This window comes from Actinomadura sp. NPDC048394, assembly GCF_040651755.1.
Taxonomy (GTDB): domain Bacteria; phylum Actinomycetota; class Actinomycetes; order Streptosporangiales; family Streptosporangiaceae; genus Spirillospora; species Spirillospora montaniterrae.
Genome location: NZ_JBEZJL010000028.1, coordinates 22562 through 41795 on the forward strand (window position 1 = coordinate 22562; position 19234 = coordinate 41795).

Sequence of the window (19234 nt, forward strand, 5' to 3'; positions counted from 1 at the left end):
CCCCACTCTCACCTCCCCCCCGCGCCCGCGCGGGGGCGGGCCCCGCCCCCCGCCCGCGGCCCCCCCACGGCGCGCGGGACTACTCGCTCTCGGCCTGCGCGGCGGCGCGCGGACGGCGGGCGCGGCGGCGGCGCGGGGCCTCCTCCGCGGGCTCCGCCGCGTCCGCGGACTCCGCCGGAGCGGCACCGTTGGCCTCCGCCGGAGCGGCGCCGTTCGCCTCCGCGGGGGCGGCGCCGTTCGACGCGACCGCGACCGGCTCGTCGTCGAGGATGCCGGGCGAGGTGCCCGCGACCTCGTCCGCGGCGTCCGCGGCCTCGACCGCCGCCTGCGCCGCCGGCTCCTCGCCGTCGACCTCGGGCGGCGGGCCCGCCGGGCGCTTGGCCGGGCCCGACTTCTTCGGCCGCGACCGGGCCGGCTCGGGCCGCGCGGCCTCCGGCTCCGCGGCCGGGACCGGCTCGGCCTCCTTCTTCGGCTCCGCCGGCTCCTTCTTCGCCTCGTGCTGCGCCAGCTTCTCCTCGACGGCCTTCTCGACCTCGCCCTTGCGCTTGCGGCGGCGGCCCGTCTCCTTGCCGGCGGCCTTGTCCGGCTTCGGCTCGACCGGGGTCAGGTGGACGTGGATGCCGCGCCCGTTGCAGGACTCGCAGGTCTCCGAGAACGCGTCCAGCAGGCCCTGCCCGACCCGCTTGCGGGTCATCTGGACCAGGCCGAGCGAGGTCACCTCGGCGACCTGGTGCTTGGTACGGTCCCGCGACAGGCACTCGACGAGGCGGCGCAGCACCAGGTCCCGGTTGCTCTCCAGCACCATGTCGATGAAGTCGATCACGACGATGCCGCCGACGTCCCGCAGCCGCAGCTGGCGGACGATCTCCTCGGCCGCCTCCAGGTTGTTGCGGGTGACGGTCTCCTCGAGGTTGCCGCCCTGCCCGGTGAACTTGCCGGTGTTGACGTCGATGACCGTCATCGCCTCGGTCTTGTCGATCACCAGCGAGCCGCCGGACGGCAGCCACACCTTCCGGTCGAGCGCCTTGGCGATCTGCTCGTCGATCCGGAACGCGCCGAGCACGTCCTGGTCGCCCGTCCAGCGCTCGACGCGGTCGGCGAGGTGCGGCGCGACGTACTCGACGTACTCCGAGACGGTGTCCCACGCCTCGTCGCCCGAGACGACGAGCTTGGAGAAGTCCTCGTTGAAGATGTCGCGGACGACCCGGATCGTCAGGTCGGGCTCGCCGTACAGCAGCGACGGCGCCGAGGCGGTCTTGACCTTCTTCTGGATGTTCTCCCACTGGGCGGCCAGCCGCGACACGTCGCGGCCGAGCTCCTCCTCGGTGGCGCCCTCGGCGGCGGTGCGGACGATCACGCCCGCGTTCTCCGGCATGACCTTCTTCAGGATCGACTTCAGCCGGCTGCGCTCCTTGTCGGGCAGCTTGCGGCTGATGCCGGTCATCGAGCCGTCCGGCACGTACACCAGGTACCGGCCGGGCAGCGAGACCTGGCTGGTCAGCCGGGCGCCCTTGTGGCCGAGCGGGTCCTTGGTGACCTGCACCAGCACCGACTGGCCCGACTTCAGCGCCGACTCGATCCGGCGCGGCTGGCCCACCAGGCCCGCGACGTCCCAGTTGACCTCGCCCGCGTACAGCACGGCGTTGCGGCCCTTGCCGATGTCGACGAACGCCGCCTCCATCGACGGCAGCACGTTCTGCACCTTGCCGAGGTAGACGTTGCCGACGTACGACTGGTGCGTCGCGCGGTTGACGTAGTGCTCGACGAGCACGTCGTCCTCCAGGACGGCGATCTGCGTGCGCTCGCCCTCCTGCCGGACGACCATGACCCGCTCGACGGCCTCGCGGCGCGCCAGGAACTCCGCCTCGGTGATCACCGGCGGGCGGCGGCGGCCCTGCTCGCGGCCCTCGCGGCGGCGCTGCTTCTTCGCCTCCAGCCGGGTCGAGCCCCGCACGGACTGGACCTCGTCCTCGGCGGCGGCGCGCTCCTCGCGGGCGGTGCGCACGTGCACGACGGTGTTCGGCGGGTCGTCGGAGCCGGTCCCCTCGCCGTCGGTGCCCGAGCGGCGCCTGCGGCGGCGGCGCCGACGGCTGGTGCCGCCCTGGGCGCCCTCGCCCTCCTCGTCGCCCTCGGCCTCGTGCTCGGCCTCGGCGTCCTGCTCGTCCTTCTCCTTGTCCTTGTCCTTGCCCTTGGCGGACCTGGACTTGGACTTGGCCTTCGCGGGCTTGGCCGGCTCCTCTTCCTTGGCCTCGGCGGCCTCGTGCTCCTCGGCCTCGTCCGCCTCGTCCTCGCCGCCCTCCTTGCCGCCCCGGCCGCGGCCGCGGCCGCCCCGGCGACGGCGGCGGCGCGACGGCCGGTCCTCCGACTCGTCCTCGTCGGCGGGGCCGTGGTCGCCCTCGGCCTCCTCCTCGGCGGCCTCGTGGTCGCGGTCGCGATCACGGTCGCGGTCGGACGGCTCGGGCTTCGGCTCGTCCTTCTGGCGCGCGGACGGCTCGGCCGTCGGCTGCGGCGGCTGGAACACGACCATCGGGGGCTGGAACGTCACGCCGGGGACGCCGACGCCGCTGGCGGGCTCGGCCTCCGACACCTGGCCGGCGTCCGGCTCGGCGCCGGCCACGGGAACGGAGGGCACCTCCGGCACGGACGGCACCGGGGGCACCGTCGGCGCCGCGGGCGGCGCGGCGGTCTCGTCCTGGGCGGCCGTAGTGCGGCGGCGGGTGCGGGTGCGGCGCGCGGGCTCGGCGGGCGCCTCGGACGCCTCGGCGGTCTCGGCGGTCTCGGGGGCCTCGGCGGCGGCCGGGGCGGGCTCCTCCGCGATCTCCGGGGAGGTCTCGGCGCCCGTCGGCGGGACCGGCTCGGCGGTCTCGGCGGCCTTCGCGGCGCGCGTGCGGGTGCGGGACCGGGTCGTCTTCTTCGCGGGCGCCTCGGCGGCGGGCTCGGCGGGCTCGGCGGCGGGCTCCACGGGCTCGGCGGCGGGCTCCGGCTCGGACGCCGGCGCGGGCGCCGCGGCGGCGGGGGGCCCGGCCGCGGGCGCGTCCTCGACGTCCGGCGGCGGCCCGGCCGGGCGGCTCGCCCGGCGGCGCGAGCGCGACGTCACGCCCGCGGCGGCGCCGTTCTCGCCGCCGTTCCCCGTTCCCGCGCCTCCGGCCGCGGTTCCGGCGGTTCCAGTGGTCTCTTCGGTGCCTTCGGCGTTGGCCGCATCGGCTTCGTTATCAAGCATCCGGGCAATCTCCCGTCAGGCTCCCGGGCGCGACCGCTCGTCCCGCCAGGGGGCGGTCCGTGCGGTGCGCCGCGCGGGAGCGCTCCGTCAGTCATCGGCGTCGTCACCGCCGGACGGTGGTCCGGTCGTGACGACGAAGTCGTCGGGGGTGCGCCCGCCGTCCCCTGCGGGACCGGTTCCGTGTCGCCACGGCTTCGGTCTCACGATCAGGCGCTGACGGCATCCGCGCTCGCGGGGTCCCCGGGGCGCGGCCGCGCGCCGCCGGCCGGGCCGGCGTCGTCGCCGGTCGGCAGGCCGGTCTCCCGGTCCGGATCCAGGGGATCCGCGAGGCCACCGGTGGCCGCGTCCAGGGGCCCCTGCGCCAGCCTGGTCACCAGCGGTGGTGACGGCGGCGCGAGGTCGGCGACCTGGCGCAGTCCGGTGAGGATGTCGTCGGGTCGTACGGCCGGTGTGGAATGCCGAACAACCATTCGAAGTATCGCACAAGGGGCATCCGCCGCCTCCGCGGCGCGCCGGTCCAGCTCACAGGAGGACACGGCAGCGCGCACGTCGAACCGGCGCCGCCCCTTCTTGGTGAGGCGCTCGACCTCGATGCTTTCGGCGGCCATGAAGGCGGCCACGGCAGCGGCGGCGGCGTCCTGCGCCACCCCGTCCAGCCGGATCCGCCACTCGGACGCCTCGAGCCGATCGGCGAGCGCGGCCGGTCTGGCCTGCGCGTCGCCGGCGCGTCCCGGCCCGGCCGGCACGACATCCACGATGTCGAGCCCGGGGGGCAGGGCCGCGTCGAGATCGGCCTGCACCCGCGCAGGGTCGCGGGTCTCGGTCAGCCCGATCTCGAGGTACTCCGCCTCGCTGGCAACCCCGGTCGCCGCCGCACCCGCGTACGAGATCTTCGGGTGGGGGGTGAATCCGCCGCTGAACGCGACAGGGATCCCGGCGCGCCGTACGGCGCGTTCCACGGCCCGGGAAATGTCGCGGTGGCTCGTGAACCGCAGCCTGCCGCGCTTCGCATAGCGCACGCGCAGTCGCTGGATCACGGGGGCCGGCGCCGGTCCCTCCGGCATGGGTGCCAGGGTTCTGGTCCTTCCTACTCGTGCCGAGTCGAAAAACAAGGTCTCTCTATAGAGTACGGGGCGGCGGGCATCGTTGCGCCGGGCCCCTTCCCCCGGACGGCCGCCCCCGCGCAGGCCACGGGCCCGAAAAGCCCGATTCCAGGGGCGTTTCGCGGGCGTGCCGCGCCGCGTCGGCCGTCGTCAGACGACCGAAAGCGGAAGCAGCTTCCGGCCCGTCGGGCCGATCTGGATCTCCGTGCCCATGGTCGGGCACACCCCGCAGTCGTAGCAGGGCGTCCAGCGGCAGTCCTCGACCTCGGTCTCGTCGACGGCGTCCTGCCAGTCCTGCCAGAGCCACTCGCGGTCCAGGCCCGCGTCCAGGTGGTCCCAGGGCAGCACCTCGACCTCGTCGCGCTCCCGGACGGTGTACCAGTCCAGGTCGACGGGCTCGCCGGCGAAGGCCTTCTCGGCGCACGCCGTCCAGCGCTCGTAGGAGAAGTGCTCGCTCCAGCCGTCGAACCGGCCGCCGTCCTCCCACACCGCGCGGATGACCTTGCCGACGCGGCGGTCGCCGCGCGACAGCAGGCCCTCGACGATGGACGGCTGCCCGTCGTGGTAGCGCAGGCCGATCGCGCGGCCGTACTCCTTGTCGCCGCGCAGCTCGTCCTTGAGGGCCTTGAGGCGGCGGTCGACGGTCTCGTGGTCGCACTGCGCGGCCCACTGGAACGGGGTGTGCGGCTTCGGCACGAACCCGCCGATCGACACCGTGCAGCGGATGTCCTTGCGGCCGGTCGCCTCGCGGCCCGCCTGGATGACCCGCTTCGCCATGCCCGCGATCGCGAGGACGTCCTCGTCCTCCTCGGTGGGCAGGCCGCACATGAAGTACAGCTTGACCTGCCGCCAGCCGTTCTCGTACGCGGTGGTGACGGTGCGGATCAGGTCGTCCTCGGTGACCATCTTGTTGATCACCTTGCGCATCCGCTCGGAGCCGCCCTCCGGCGCGAACGTCAGCCCGGAGCGCCGGCCGCCGCGGGAGAACTCGTTCGCGAGCGTGATGTTGAAGGCGTCCACCCGGGTGGACGGCAGCGACAGCGAGGTGTTCGTGCCCTCGTAGCGGTCGGCGAGGCCCTTGGCGACGTCGCCGATCTCGCTGTGGTCGGCGCTGGACAGGCTGAGCAGCCCGACCTCCTGGAACCCCGACTCCTTCAGACCCTGCTCGACCATGTCGCCGATCGTGGTGATCGACCGCTCCCGCACCGGACGGGTGATCATCCCGGCCTGGCAGAACCGGCAGCCGCGGGTGCAGCCCCGGAAGATCTCCACGCTGAACCGCTCGTGCACCGTCTCCGCCAGCGGCACCAGCGGCTTCTTCGGGTACGGCCACTGGTCGAGGTCCATGACGGTGTGCTTCTCGACCCGCCACGGCACGCCCGGACGGTTCGGCGCGACCCGCTGGATCCGCCCGTCGGGCAGGTACGTCACGTCGTAGAAGCGCGGCACGTACACCCCGCCGGACGCCGCCAGCCGCATCAGCAGCTCGTCGCGGCCGCCGGGCGAGCCCTCGCCCTTCCACTCCCGGACGACCTCGGTGATCGCCAGCGCGATCTCCTCGCCGTCGCCGAGCACCGCCGCGTCGACGAAGTCGGCGATCGGCTCGGGGTTGAACGCCGCGTGCCCGCCCGCGACCACGATCGGGTGCTCGTCGGTGCGGTCCGCCGCGTCCAGCGGGATGCCCGCGAGGTCCAGCGCCGTCAGCAGGTTGGTGTAGCCGAGCTCGGTGGAGAACGACACCCCGAACACGTCGAACGCGGCGACCGGGCGGTGCGCGTCGACGGTGAACTGTGGGATGCCGTGCTCGCGCATGACGGCCTCCATGTCGGGCCAGACCGAGTAGGTCCGCTCCGCCAGCACGCCGTCGCGCTCGTTCAGGATCTCGTAGAGGATCTGGACGCCCTGGTTCGGCAGCCCGACCTCATAGGCGTCCGGGTACATCAGCGCCCACCGGACGTCGGTGCCGTCCCAGTCCTTGACCTGGGAGTTCAGCTCACCGCCGACGTACTGAATCGGCTTCTGCACGCTCGGGAGCAGCGGCTCCAGGCGCGGGAAGAGCGACTCGACAGGCATGGCGGTGTCCTCCGTGCTGCGTCCGTGGGATGAACGCCCAGCCTACCGCCGCCCGGCCAGTCGAACGGGCGCCTGGTCGAACGGGCGGTGCTCAGTCGAACGGCCGCCTAGTCGAATCCCCTTCTGGGGGACGACCCCCAGACCCCCCGGTTGGGGTTCGACTGAGCGTCGCCTCCACTCCGCTGGCGCTCCGCTCCGGCGACGCTCAGTCGAAGGGACGGCGGCGGATGTGCACGGCCTGCAGCAGGCCGAAGGCGATCATGTTGGCGAACGTCGCGGACCCGCCGTAGGACACGAACGGCAGCGGCAGGCCCGTGATCGGCATGATGCCGAGCGTCATGCCGACGTTCTCGAACGTCTGGAACGCCAGCCAGCACACCACCCCGGTCGCCACCAGCGTGCCGAACAGGTCGGCGGCCTGGGACGCGATCCGCAGCCCGCGCCACAGTACGACGCCGAGCAGCAGGACGATCACGGCGGCGCCGACGAAGCCGAGCTCCTCCCCCGCGACCGTGAAGATGAAGTCGGTCTGCTGCTCCGGCACGAAGTGCCCGCCGGTCTGCTGGCCGTTGAACAGGCCCTTGCCGAACGGGCCGCCCGAGCCGATCGCGATCCGCGCCTGCTGGGCGTTGTAGCCGGCGCCGCGCGGGTCCGCGGACGGGTTCAGGAACGCGGTGAACCGGTCGATCTGGTACTTCTTCAGCAGCCCGAAGAAGAACACCGCAGCCCCGGCCGCCGCGCCGCCCGCGACGAGCCCGACCAGCCAGCGCTTCTGCGCCCCGGAGACCGCGAGCATCCCCAGCACGACCGCGATGAACACCAGCGTGGTGCCGAGGTCGGGCTGCAGCATGATCAGGACGCCGGGCACCCCGGCGAGCGCCAGCGCGAGCAGCACGTCCCGGCGGCCCGGGCCGATCTCCCCGTCCCGCGGCTCGCCGAGGATCATCGCGAGCAGCACCACCAGGCCGACCTTCGCGAACTCCGACGGCTGGATCTGGAACCCGCCGCCGATGACGATCCACGAGTGCGACCCGTTGATCGTGGAGCCGAGCGGGGTCAGCACCGCCAGCAGGCCGACGCACGCCAGCGCGTACAGGATCGGGACGTAGGCGCGCAGCAGCCGGTAGTCCAGGACGGTGACGACGCCGCCCAGCACGAAGCCGATGAGCAGGTTGAGGATGTGCCGCTTGAGGAAGCCCTCGGGGTCGTCGCCGTGCTCGAGCGCCAGCTGGAACGTCGCGGACCGCACCAGCAGCGCCCCGACCACCGACAGGACCAGCACGGTGACGGTGAGCGGCCAGTCCAGCTTCCGCAGCCCGGCGAGCCGCCCCTGCCACAGGCTCCGGTCGCCGTACCCGCCGACCGACCCGGCCCCCGTGCTGTTCAGCATCGCCCCGCTCCGATCGACGGCTCGAAACCGCCCGCGCCCGCCTCGCCTGCCGCGGTCACGGCGCGGTCCCCTGGACGGGCGCGCTCGGCAGGTCGGACGGTAGCTTGCCGTCCTTCAGCAGCGGCTTCTGCTTCTTCGTCCCGTACATGGCCTCCCAGATCTCCCGGACGGCCGGCGCCGCCGTCACGGCGCCCTGCCCGCCCTGCGCGACCATGACCACCACCGCGTACCGCGGGTGCTTCACCGGGCCGAACGAGGCGAACCACGAGTTGTCGTCCTTGCCGTAGACCTCCGCGGTGCCGGTCTTGCCGGCCACGTCGACCTTCTTGAAGTCGAAGCCGTTGAACGCCCCGGCCGCCGTACCGCTCTTGGTGACGCCCGCGAGGCCGCTCCGGATGTAGGCCAGCACCTTCGGGTCGACCGGCAGCTTCGCCGGCTGCGGGTCGGCGATCCGCCGCTCGATGCCGCCGTCCGGGCGCATCACCGCGAGGCCGAGGCGCGGCGTCAGCAATTTGCCGCCGTTGGCGACCGCCGCGTACGCGCGGACGAGCTGCAGCGGCGTGACCAGCACGTCGCCCTGCCCGACCGAGAAGTTCGCCGCGTCACCGGCGCGCCACACGTACCCGTCGACGCAGTTCTCCGCCGCGACCGCCTTCAGGTACGCGGCGCGCGCCGGGTCCGTCTTCTGCACGTCGGGGAAGCCGCTCTTGGCCGCCTTGCAGTCCGCCTTCTTGGTGGCGTCCCAGTAGTCCTTCTTCCAGCCGCGGTCCGGGATGCGGCCGCTGGACTCGCTCGGCAGGTCGATCCCGGTGGCCTTGCCGAACCCGTAGTCGCGGGCCATCTTCACCATCGGGTCCGACGGGTTCTTCTTCGGGTGCATGCCGCCGTCGCGCAGCCACTCCTCGTACGCGAACTTGTAGAACACCGTGTCGCACGACTTCACCAGCGCGGTGTGCAGGCTCATCGAGCCGAGCGCCTCGCCCTCGAAGTTGTGGAACGCGCGGCTGCCGACGTCGAACGACCCAGGGCACTGGTAGGTGCCGTTCAGCGGGTAGCCGTCGCCGACCGCCGCCGCCACCGACGAGATCTTGAAGGTGGAGCCCGGCGCGAACTGGCCCTGGGTGACCCGCGAGATCAGCGGCTCGCCCTTCTTCTTGCCGAGCAGCGCGTCGTACTCGTCCTGGGAGATGCCGCCGGTCCAGATGCTGGGGTCGTAGGTCGGGTAGCTGGCCATCGCGACCATCCGGCCGGTCTGCACGTCCATCACCACGGCGGCGCCCGCGTCGGACGGGTGGCCCGCCTTGCGGCCGTTCTCGATCGCGTGCTTCAGCGCCTTCTCCGCCGCGCCCTGCACCCCGGCGTCGATGCTGGTGACGAGGTTGCCGCCCGGCACGGCCGCCTTCTCCTCGGCGGTGCCGGTGACGCGGCCCTGGCTGTCGACGAGCACCCGGCGGAACCCGGGCTCGCCGCGCAGCGCCGCGTCGTACTGGGCCTCCAGCCCGGCCCGGCCGATCAGGTCGACGCCGCTGTAGCCGGTGACCTTCAGCCCCTTGCGCTTGTCGAGCTCCTCCTGGGTGATCGGCTGCAGGTAGCCGAGCACCTGCGCGGCGGTCGCGCCCTCGGGCCGCGGGTAGTCGCGGACGGCCTGGACCTGCGCGGTCACCCCGGGGAAGTCCTCCTGCCGCTCCATGATCTGCAGCGCGCGCTTGGGGTCGACGTGGTCCTCGACGGGGATCGGCTGGTACGGCGAGCCCGGCCAGCACGGCCGCTTGATGCCGGGGCCGCACAGCCGGATGCGGTTCGCGACGTCTTGGTAGGTGGTGCCGAGGACGCCGGCCAGCCGGTCCAGCACGGCCTTGCCGCCGTCCTTCTGCCGGGACAGGGTCGTCCGGTCGACGGACACGACGAGCGCGCTGCGGTTGCGGACGAGCGGGATCCCGCGGTCGTCGAGGATCATGCCGCGGACGGCCGGGACGACGATGTCGCGGGTGCGGTTCTGGTCGGCGAGCTGCTGGTAGTGCGAGCCGTCGAGGATCTGCATGCTCCACAGCCGGCCCATCAGGACCAGCAGCAGCAGCCCGACCAGCACGTACAGGACGACGAGACGGAAGTGCGTTCTCGGGTTCACAGGCCGCCGCCCCGCCCCGACATCGCGCGGTAGCGGGCGGCGGGCACCGACAGGCGGTCCCCGCGGGAGCGCTCGCCGCGCTCGTACCTGCGGGTGACGCGCAGCACCGCCCACACGACGAACGGGCTGGCGACCACGTCGTAGCCGACCTGCAGCGGCACCATGCTCGACACGGTGTCCCACTGGGCGCGCGGATCGCCGAGGATCATGCCGGTCACCGCGTACAGCACGGTCCCGGCGAGGGCGCCGGCGGCGACCGCGAAGAACGGCACGACCGTCTGCCGGTCCATCTCCGCGGACGCGATGCCGCACAGGTAGCCGATGAGGCAGTAGACGAGCGCGTACCGGCCGATGGTGTGGTCGGCGGGCGGGATGATGTCGGCGGCGAGGCCCGCGAGGAACCCGGTGACCATCCCGGTCATCGAGCCGAAGACGAGCGCGAGCGCCACCACCGCCAGCAGCACGAGGTCGGGCTGCACGCCGCCGGGCAGCGGCAGCCGGTTGGCCACCGACACCTGCAGGATCAGCGCGACCACGACCACCAGCACGGTGGTGACGGTGCGGCCGGTCTGCGACGTCTCCGGTGGGTTCAGCACGTCATCCCCCCGAGCTCGGGTTCGCGGACGGGGTGGCGGTGCCGTCCGCTTCGGTCTTGGGTCCCTTCTTGCCCTTCTTCTTCTTTTCGCCGGGCGAGCCGCTGGGGGACGGCGTCGGGCTCGGCGACGGCGGCGGGGCGGGCTTGGCCGGCAGCACCGCGTCGCGCGGGTCGGTCTTCGGCGGGGCCACCACGACGGCGACCACGTCCAGGCTGGTGAAGTGCACGAACGGCTTGACGTAGGCGGTGCGGGTCAGCCCGCCGGACGCGGCGTCGATGCGCTCCACGGTGCCGATCGGGACGCCCGGCACGTACGGGCGCTCGCCCTGCGAGCCGAGCGTGACGAGCCGCTGCCCGACCCGCATCGGCGCGCTCGCGTCCAGCAGCTGGAAGCGCAGCGGGGTGGCGCCGCCGCCGAGGCCGCGCCGCCCGGTGCCCTGCACGATGCCGATCTCCTTGGAGTCCTCCAGGCGGGACCCGACGGAGGAGGTCTGGTCGGTGGCGAGCAGCACGGTCGCGGTGGCGGGGCCGACGCGGGTGACCCGTCCGACGAGCCCGTCCGCGCTCATCACGGTCATGTCGGGGCGGACGCCGCTGCGGCCGCCGACGTCGATGGTGACGGTGTCCTCGAAGCCCTGGCCGGCGGAGATCACCTGCGCGGCGAGGATCTTGTAGCCGCCCATCCCGGCGGTGCCGAGCAGCCGCTGCAGCTGCGCGGAGCGGTCCTGGTCGAGGCGGGTGGAGCGGAGCTGCTCGCGCAGCCGCTGGTTGTCGCGGGCGAGCCGGTCGGCGCGGCGCTTCTCGCCCGGCGCGTCGGTGATCGCGTCGAAGGTGTTGCCGACCGGCCGCACCACCGACGCCGACGCCCGCTCGACCGGCCCGAACACGGCCGCGCCGACGCTTCTCAGCCCGCTCAGCGGCGAGTGGTCGCCGCCGCGGTAGTCCACGGTGATCATCGCGAGGGCCGCGACGAGCAGCACGCCGAGGACCGCGCGGGTGCGCCGGGTGTCCTTCACCCACCGACCTCCGGATTCTGTGGTCGCCGCCGGTAGTTCAGTGCCGCGGCCGGTTCAGTGCCGCGACTCCGGTACGAGGACCTGCCGGAGCGACTCGAAGTCCTCGACGCACTTGCCGGTGCCGAGCACCACCGAGTCGAGCGGGTTGTCCACCAGGTGGATCGGCATGCCGGTCTCCTCGCGGAGCCGCTCGTCCAGGTTCTTCAGCAGCGCGCCGCCGCCCGTCAGGGCGATCCCGCGGTCCATGATGTCGCCGGAGAGCTCGGGCGGGCACTTGTCGAGCGTGGTCTTCACCGCGTCCACGACGGCGTTGACCGGTTCCTCGATCGCCCGCCTGACCTCCTCGGCGGAGATCACGACGGTCTTGGGCAGCCCGCTGACGAGGTCGCGGCCGCGGATCTCGGCGTGCGGCTCCTCGTCGCCGCCGGGATAGGCGGACCCGATCGCCATCTTGATCTCCTCGGCGGTCCTTTCCCCGAGCATCAGCGAGTACTCCTTCTTGGAGAAGGAGATGACCGCCTGGTCCAGCTCGTCGCCGCCGACCCGCACCGACTGGCTCGTCACGATGCCGCCGAGCGAGATGATCGCGACCTCGGTGGTGCCGCCGCCGATGTCGACCACCATGTTGCCGGTCGGCTCGTAGACGGGCAGCCCGGCGCCGATCGCGGCGGCCATCGGCTCCTCGATGATGTACACGCGCCGGGCTCCGGCCTGGTAGCCGGCATCCTTGACGGCGCGCTGCTCCACCCCGGTGATCCCGCTCGGCACGGCCACCACGATCCGCGGCTTGGCGAAGTGCCGGCGTTTGTGGACCTTCTGGATGAAGTACCGGAGCATCCGCTCGGTGACGTCGAAGTCGGCGATGACACCGTCCTTGAGCGGGCGGACCGCCACGATGTTGCCGGGCGTGCGGCCGATCATCCGCTTGGCCTCGATGCCCACCGCGACGATCTTGCCGGTGTTGGTGTTGATCGCGACCACGGACGGCTCGTTGAGGACGATGCCGCGCCCCCGCACGTACACGAGCGTGTTGGCGGTGCCAAGGTCGACCGCCATGTCACGGCCGAGAAACGACAGCTTGTTACCCATGAAGAAAGGGAGCCCTTCATGATTGTCGGGCGTGTATAGCGGCGCGTCCATCGTAACGTGCAGGCGCGCTCGCGGGCAGTCGCCCCCGCTCCGCGCGTCGCCCAAAAAACGGGTCCTGAGCAGCCCGCTTTTGGCTAAAGCAACGCGGGCCGGAGAACTCCGGCCCGCGTGTCGTGCGCGACCCGTCCCACGGCCTGCCGGACGTGGCGGGGTTCCAGGGGACGCCCCCTGGCGGAGGTTCAGCCGAGCTCGGGGAAGAAGAGCTTGATCTCGCGCTCGGCGGAGTAGGTGGAGTCGGAGCCGTGGACGATGTTCTCGCCGATCTCCAGGGCGAAGTCGCCGCGGATGGTGCCGGGCGTGGCGCTGACCGGGTCGGTGGCGCCGGCCAGGGCGCGGAACGCCTCGATGGCGCGCGGGCCCTCGACGACCATGGCGACGAGCGGGCCGCCGGTGATGAACTCGACCAGCTCGCCGAAGAACGGCTTGTCGGCGTGCTCCTCGTAGTGGGTCTCGGCGGTCTCGCGGGCGAGGGTGCGCAGTTCGAGCGCGACGAGCGTCAGGCCCTTGCGCTCGATCCGGGAGACGACCTCGCCGACGACGCCGCGCCGGACGCCGTCGGGCTTGACCAGGACGAGAGTGCGCTCGGACACGTGTGTTTCTCCTTGAGGAATTCAGATTGGGTGAGCGCGCGAATCCTACCCGGCTTCTGGGGCCGGAGCGGATTCGGCGGCGCGGCCGTGGTGCCGGGCGGCGCCGTGCCGTTGTCCTGCGCGGTCGTGTCGTTGTCCGGCGCGGTCGTCTCGTTGTCCGGTGAGGCCGTGTCGTTGTCCGGCGCGGTCGTGTCGTTCTCCGGCGCGGCGGTGCCGGGCGATGACGCGCAGGGTGACGGCGGCGAGCAGGACGGCGGCCGCGCCGGCGGCGAGGAGCCAGGCGCGGTAGCCGCCGGCGAGCGCGTCGAGGTGCCCCGCGCCGGCGGGCGCGTCCGCGCGCCGCAGCCGGTCCGCCTGCAGCGAGAGCACGAAGAGCTGCCCGGTGAGGACGGCGGGGAAGCACAGGGACAGGCCGAACAGCGCCGCGCCGACCTGCGCGTCCCGCAGGGAGGCGGCGAGGGCGAGGCCGGCGCCGGTGCCGAGCGGGACGAGCAGGACGACCGGGGTCCAGCGTCCGGTGGGCCCGGCGGCGAGGGCCAGGGCGATGCCGGTGGCCATCAGGGCGTACCCGGCTCGGACGGCGGCGCGGGGGCGCGCGCGGGACGCGGCGAGCGCGCCGGTCACCGCGGCGAGGGCCGCGGCGGCGGGCGGGAGCATGCCGGGCGGGGGGCCGCCCGCGGCGGCGAGCCCGGACAGCGGCGCCGCGAGCGGGTAGGTGAGCAGGCCGGTGGCGACCATGACGACCGCGCAGCCGGACGGGCCGCCCTCCGCACCGCCGGCCGCCGCGATCCCGGCGAGCGCGGCGAGCGCCGACGCGGCCACGACGAGGCGGGCGCCGGGCGACCATCCGTGCGCGGCGACGACGGTCAGGAACGCGAAGCCGGCGACGGGGACGAACGGCAGGGCGAGCCGCCCGCGCTCGGCGAGGCGGGGCGGCGGCAGCGTCCAGGGGACGCGCCCGCGCAGCAGGACGCCGAGGACGGCGGCCACCGCGGCCGCGCCGGCGAGCCAGGGGAACGGGGCGAGCGCCGCGGGCCAGCCGGAGGCCGCCGCGCCGGTGCGCGGCGGCGGGACGGCGTGCAGCGCAACGGGCATCGCGACCAGGAGCGCCGCGGCGAGCACGCCGGCCCAGAGGGCGGAGAGGGCCGCGTTCCGCCGTTCCCACACGAGGACGAGGGAGGCGGGCAGCGCGATCCCGGCGCCGGCGCCCTGCACGGCGCGGACCGCGCCGACCAGCGGCACCGAGCCGGCGAACCGGACGGCGCCGAGCCCGCCGAGCAGGACGACGAGGCCGGTCGCGAGGACGGCCCACGCGGGCAGGCGGCGGGCGGCGACGGCGGCGAGCGGGACGGTGAGCGCGAGCGCGGGCAGGGACAGGCCGGTGGCGCGCAGCAGGGCGGGGACGCGGGCGTCGCCGAGGCCGAGCGCACGCGCGGCGGCGGGGACGGCGCCGGCGGTGGCGTCGGGCACGACCAGCACGGCGGCGGGCAGGACGGTGACGGCGGTCAGCAGCGCGCCGAGCGCCGCGCTCCGGCGCCGTGCCGCGGCGGCGCCGGCGGCGGGGCGGTCCGGCGCCGCGAGCGGGACGCCCCGGTGGTCGTGCGCGTGGGAGGACACGGCGTGCTCCTTCGGAGGTCGTCCCCGCCGAACGCACTATTTCCCGATAAAGAAGAATGTCGGAATTGTTCGTCCATCGTGCGCAGGGATTCGGCGAGGAATGGGTGCCGTCCCCCGCGAATTTAGCGCGCCGGGAGCCGCTCCACCTTGCGTCCCATCCAAAAGGCCGTCAGCCAGAGCGCCCCGAACAGGACGCCGAGGAAGAACATGGCCGGCACCATGAACCCGGTCGCGATGATCGCCACCTGCAGCACCGAGCCCGCCGCGAACGACCACCGGAACTGCAGCAGCCCGGCCATCAGCAGGCACAGCACCGCGAGGCCGCCGCACACCGCCCCGGCCGTCGCGCCGGACACGTCCAGCACCGCGACCGCCACCGGGATCGCCAGCGCGATCACGATCGCCTCGCAGGCCAGCACCGTGGCGTACAGCCTGCGCACCGGATTGGCGGCCTTCCTCCCGGCCCGCGCCCCGGCCTGCTCCCGGGTTCCCTCCGTCGCGCCTTCCGTGGTGCCCTCGGCCATGGCGGTCACCGGCCCTCCCCTACCCGCAGCAGTGTCCTGGCGTCGCCCGCCGTGACCACCGAACCGGTGATCAGGACGCCGGCGCCCCGGTACTCGCCGGTCTCCTCGGCCAGCCCGATCGCGCGGTCGATCGCGTCGTCCAGCCGGTCCGCGACGTGCACCCGCTCCGGCCCGAAGATCCCCTCGGCGAGCTCCGCCAGCTCCTCCGGCGGCAGCGACCGCGGCGAGGAGTTGCGCGTCACGACCAGCTCGGCCAGGACCGGTTCGAGCTGGTCGAGGACCCCGGCGACGTCCTTGTCCGCGGCGACGGCGAGCACGCCGACCAGCCGGGTGAAGCCGAACGACTCGGTGACCGTCGCGACGGTCGCCGCCATCCCGGCCGGGTTGTGCGCCGCGTCCAGCAGGACGGTCGGGCCCGTCCGGGCGACCTCCAGCCGGCCCGGCGACGCCGACTTGGCGAACCCGCTGCGCACCAGCGCCGGGTCGAGCTGCCCCTCGTCGCCGCCGAGGAACGCCTCGCCGGGGGCGATCCGGGTCGCGGCCTCCAGCGCGACCTCTCCCCTGGTCGGCGCGCCGCTGGCGAACGCCTCGACGGCCGCCAGCGCGGTCGCGGCGTTGCTCGCCATGTGCTCCCCGAACAGCGGCAGGAAGATCTCGTCATAGGTGCCGTGCAGGCCGCGCACGCCGATCATCTGGCCGCCGACCGCGACGTCCCGGCTCAGCACGCCGTACTCGATGCCCTCGCGCGCCGCGGCGGCGCCGGTCTCCACGACCCGCCGCAGCAGCACCTCGGCCGCCTCGACGGGCTGCTGGGACAGCACCGCGACCGAGCCCGGCTTGATGATCCCGGCCTTCTCCCCGGCGATCTCCTCGAGGGTGTCGCCCAGGTAGCGGGTGTGGTCGAGGCCGATCGGGGTGACGACGGCGACCGTGCCGTCGGCGACGTTCGTCGCGTCCCACGTGCCGCCCATGCCGACCTCGACGACCGCCACGTCGACGGGCGCGTCCGCGAACGCGGCGAACGCCATCGCGGTCAGGACCTCGAAGAACGACAGCCGCGCCTCGTGCTTGCCGTCGATCAGCTGCACGTACGGCAGCACGTCCTGGAACGCCTCGGCGAACCGCTCCTCGCTGATCGGCTCCCCGTCGATCGCGATCCGCTCGCGCAGGGTGGTCATCTCCGGGCTGGTGTACAGCCCGGTGCGCAGGCCGCGCTCGCGCAGCAGCGCCTCGATCAGCCGCGCGGTGCTGGACTTGCCGTTCGTGCCCGCGACGTGGATCACCGGATACGCGCGGTGCGGCTCGCCCAGGACGTCCACGAGGTCGCGGATCCGGTCGAGGGTCGGATCGATCTCCCACTCGACGCCCCGGCTCATGATCGCGCTCACGGCGCCGCGGTAGTCGAGCGGCTCGGTTGCCTGGCTCACGATGAGAGCCTATCCGGCGCCGCCGCGAGCCCCGTCCGGACCCGCGCACGGCGGCCGGGGGCGCGCGGAGTGGAACCATGGGAACCATGCGGGCCGATGAGGTTTTCTTCCGGGAATGGGAGCGGCGCCGTCCGGGCGAGACGCGCAGCCTGGCCCGCGCGCGCGAGCTGGCGGAGGCGCTGGGCGCCCTGTCCCCCGGGCTGCCGGTGCTGACCGTCGTCGGGTCCAAGGGCAAGGGGACGGCGGCGACGTACGCGTCGGCGTTCCTCGCCGCCTCGGGCCTGCGCGTGTGCACCGTCACCAGCCCCGGCCTGCGCAGCAACCGGGACCGCATCAGGATCGGCGGCCGGGCGGTCTCGGACGCGGAGCTCGCGCGCCTCGGCGACCGGCTCGGCGCGGCCATGGCGGGGCTCGGCCCGCCGGCGGGCGGCTACCTGTCGCCGTCCGGGCTGTTCACGCTGGCCGGCGTCCTGCACGCGCGCCGGGCGGGCGCGGACGTGCTCGTCCTGGAGGCCGGGATGGGCGGACGGTCCGACGAGGTCGCGCTGTTCCCGCCGGACGTGGTCGCCATCACGCCGATCTTCCTGGAGCACGCCGGGGTGCTCGGCGACACGCCCGCGGAGATCGCCGCCGAGAAGCGCGGCGTGGCGGGGCCGGGCACGCCGATCGTGTCGGCGCCCCAGTCGCCGGACGTGGCGGAGGCGCTCGGCCCGGTGGAGTACACCGGCGACGGCGGCGTCCCCGCCGATCTCCTGCCCGCCGGGCTCGGACGCGCCGCCGCCGCAGCCGGGATCGCCGCCGCCCGGAGGCTCGCCGGAGGCGACCCACCGGCGCAGACGCTGCGGCAGGTGCTGTCCACGGTCGTGCTGCCGGGCCGGATGTCCTGGCACACCGTCCCCGGGACGGCCACGACGCTGCTCATCGACTCCGCCATCGACGGGACCGGCGTCGCCGCCGCGCTCGCCGCCGCCCGGGAACGCTGGGGCGAGGTCGATCACGCCGTCGTCTGCCTGCCCGACCACAAGGACCTCGACGGGGCCGTGCGCGCGCTCGGCGACCTGCCCGTCACCTACGTCCGGCTGCCGCAGGAGCACCTGCGCTTCACCCGGCCGCTCCCGCCGTCCTGGGACGTCGTCGGCGCCGGCGCCGTCACCCCGGAGGCGCTCGCCACCCTCGGGCACCGCGTCGCCGTGCTCGGCACCGTCTACTTCACCGGGCTCGTCCTCGACCGGATCGGGGCCGGCACCGAGCGGCTGTTCGTCCCGCCGGCTACCGCGCCGGCTTCTCGACGTCCTTCCGGATCCGGCGCATGACGTCGTCCATCAGCGAGAAGTCCGGGTTCGCGGTCGCGACGTCGGACGCGACGATCCCGTAGGAGTCGCGGGTCGCCCACGCGCAGTACGTGTGCGTCTCGGCGAGCACCGCGAACGTCCCGCACTCCGCCCTGCCGCCGTTCTGCCCCGGGTTGCCCTGCTCGCCGGAGATGAACGTGCTGGGCCGCAGCTTGCGCAGGAACGCCGCCGGGTCGCCGACCGCGCCCGTCCCGCCCACGAACAGCACGTTCGCGCGCCCGACCGGCTCGGTGTACACCGCCGTGCCGTTCTTCGCCGCGGGGACCCCGGCGGCCTCCACGGCCGCCATGACGAACGGGTACGCCGCGCTCGCGGCGGGCTCGACGGGGTCCCTGGTCATCCCGCCGGCGCGCGGCAGCACGTCGATCTTCCGGGTGGACGCGGCCGCCCCGGCCCCGGCGCCCTTCCCGCCCTTCCCCGCGGCGGGCCCGTCCGGCTTGAACGCCAGGACGCCGACCAGCAGCACCGCGACCAGCGCAGCGCCGACCGCGGCGCCCAGCAGCAGCCCGGACACCTGCCGGCGCTCCCGCGCCGGCTCGGCCGCGCCGGGCGCCGGCGCGCCCAGCGGCGCCGGCAGCAGGTGCGGCCCGGTCCCGTCCGGGAGCACGATCGGGCCGGTCCCGTTCGGGAGCGGATGACCGCCCGTGCCGCCGGGCAGCGGATGCCCGCCGGTCCCGACGGGCAGGGGGTGCCCGCCGGTGCCGTTCGCCGCGAGGGGCAGGCGGTGGCCGCCCGTCCCGCCCGGAAGCGGCTGCGGGCCCGTGCCGTTCGCGATCATCTGCGGTCCCGTCCCGTCGGCGCCCGCCGACCACCACGGCGGCGAGTCGCCCCAGGGCGCCGGGGCGGCGGTGAACCCCCCGGGCGGCCCGCCGTCCTCGACGACCTGCTGGCGGCCCGGCTCGTCGCCCGGCGGCGCACCCGGCACGCCGGGGCGAGGAGGTGATTCGGCCATTGCTCTCCCGAGGATTCCGTACGCCTGAAAGCCCGCGGATCACCCGGATCGTAACCGGGCGGCCGGGCCCGCGCCGACCGTTCGCGTCAGGCCGGGCG

The 19234-nt window shown here is 74.3% G+C and carries 14 protein-coding genes; 1 reads left to right on the forward strand and 13 read right to left on the reverse strand.

Translation table 11 applies throughout. The annotated features are described in order from the left end of the window. Positions 1-79: 79 nt before the first annotated feature. The 12 genes from AB0C78_RS21590 to AB0C78_RS21645 all read right to left on the reverse strand — a co-directional run bounded on the left by AB0C78_RS21590 (position 80) and on the right by AB0C78_RS21645 (position 16781). Positions 80-3220, reverse strand: coding sequence for an Rne/Rng family ribonuclease (locus AB0C78_RS21590; protein ID WP_360750543.1), 3141 nt, complete (start codon positions 3218-3220; stop codon positions 80-82). 206 nt (positions 3221-3426) lie between these two features. Then, positions 3427-4284, reverse strand: a complete 858-nt coding sequence (locus AB0C78_RS21595) for a TIGR03936 family radical SAM-associated protein (protein WP_360750545.1) — start codon at positions 4282-4284, stop codon at positions 3427-3429. A 189-nt stretch (positions 4285-4473) separates the two neighbouring features. Next, entirely contained in the window at positions 4474-6396 is a 1923-nt protein-coding gene (locus AB0C78_RS21600) for a TIGR03960 family B12-binding radical SAM protein (protein WP_360750547.1), read from the reverse strand. A gap of 205 nt (positions 6397-6601) precedes the next feature. Further along, on the reverse strand, positions 6602-7786 hold the full coding sequence (gene rodA / locus AB0C78_RS21605) for a rod shape-determining protein RodA (protein WP_360750549.1): 1185 nt from the start codon (positions 7784-7786) through the stop codon (positions 6602-6604). Between the two features lie 55 nt (positions 7787-7841). Then, complete coding sequence (mrdA, locus tag AB0C78_RS21610; RefSeq protein WP_360750551.1) at positions 7842-9914, reverse strand: penicillin-binding protein 2; 2073 nt, start codon at positions 9912-9914, stop codon at positions 7842-7844. Further along, positions 9911-10510, reverse strand: a complete 600-nt coding sequence (mreD, locus tag AB0C78_RS21615; protein ID WP_151546478.1) for a rod shape-determining protein MreD — start codon at positions 10508-10510, stop codon at positions 9911-9913. The genes mrdA and mreD overlap by 4 nt, the downstream gene beginning before the upstream one ends. 1 nt (position 10511) lies before the next feature. After that, the gene (mreC, locus tag AB0C78_RS21620) at positions 10512-11525 is read right to left on the reverse strand and encodes a rod shape-determining protein MreC (protein WP_360750554.1); all 1014 of its coding nucleotides are present in this window, start codon (positions 11523-11525) and stop codon (positions 10512-10514) included. A gap of 54 nt (positions 11526-11579) precedes the next feature. Next, complete coding sequence (locus tag AB0C78_RS21625) at positions 11580-12614, reverse strand: rod shape-determining protein (protein ID WP_151546476.1); 1035 nt, start codon at positions 12612-12614, stop codon at positions 11580-11582. 239 nt (positions 12615-12853) lie between these two features. Further along, positions 12854-13264, reverse strand: a complete 411-nt coding sequence (gene ndk / locus AB0C78_RS21630; RefSeq protein WP_151546475.1) for a nucleoside-diphosphate kinase — start codon at positions 13262-13264, stop codon at positions 12854-12856. 45 nt (positions 13265-13309) lie between these two features. Beyond that, complete coding sequence (locus AB0C78_RS21635; protein WP_360750556.1) at positions 13310-14881, reverse strand: hypothetical protein; 1572 nt, start codon at positions 14879-14881, stop codon at positions 13310-13312. 122 nt (positions 14882-15003) lie between these two features. After that, a complete protein-coding gene (locus tag AB0C78_RS21640; RefSeq protein ID WP_360750690.1) occupies positions 15004-15405 on the reverse strand; it encodes a DUF4233 domain-containing protein in 402 nt (133 codons plus the stop codon). Positions 15406-15410: 5 nt separating this feature from the next. Further along, entirely contained in the window at positions 15411-16781 is a 1371-nt protein-coding gene (locus tag AB0C78_RS21645; RefSeq protein ID WP_360750692.1) for a folylpolyglutamate synthase/dihydrofolate synthase family protein, read from the reverse strand. Between the two features lie 137 nt (positions 16782-16918). On the opposite strand from AB0C78_RS21645, the gene AB0C78_RS21650 reads away from it, so the two are divergent. Continuing rightward, positions 16919-18145, forward strand: a complete 1227-nt coding sequence (locus tag AB0C78_RS21650; protein WP_360750558.1) for a hypothetical protein — start codon at positions 16919-16921, stop codon at positions 18143-18145. Here AB0C78_RS21650 and AB0C78_RS21655 read toward each other — a convergent pair. Next, entirely contained in the window at positions 18102-19136 is a 1035-nt protein-coding gene (locus AB0C78_RS21655; RefSeq protein ID WP_360750560.1) for a hypothetical protein, read from the reverse strand. The two genes, AB0C78_RS21650 and AB0C78_RS21655, sit on opposite strands and share 44 nt — an antisense overlap. Positions 19137-19234 lie beyond the last annotated feature (98 nt).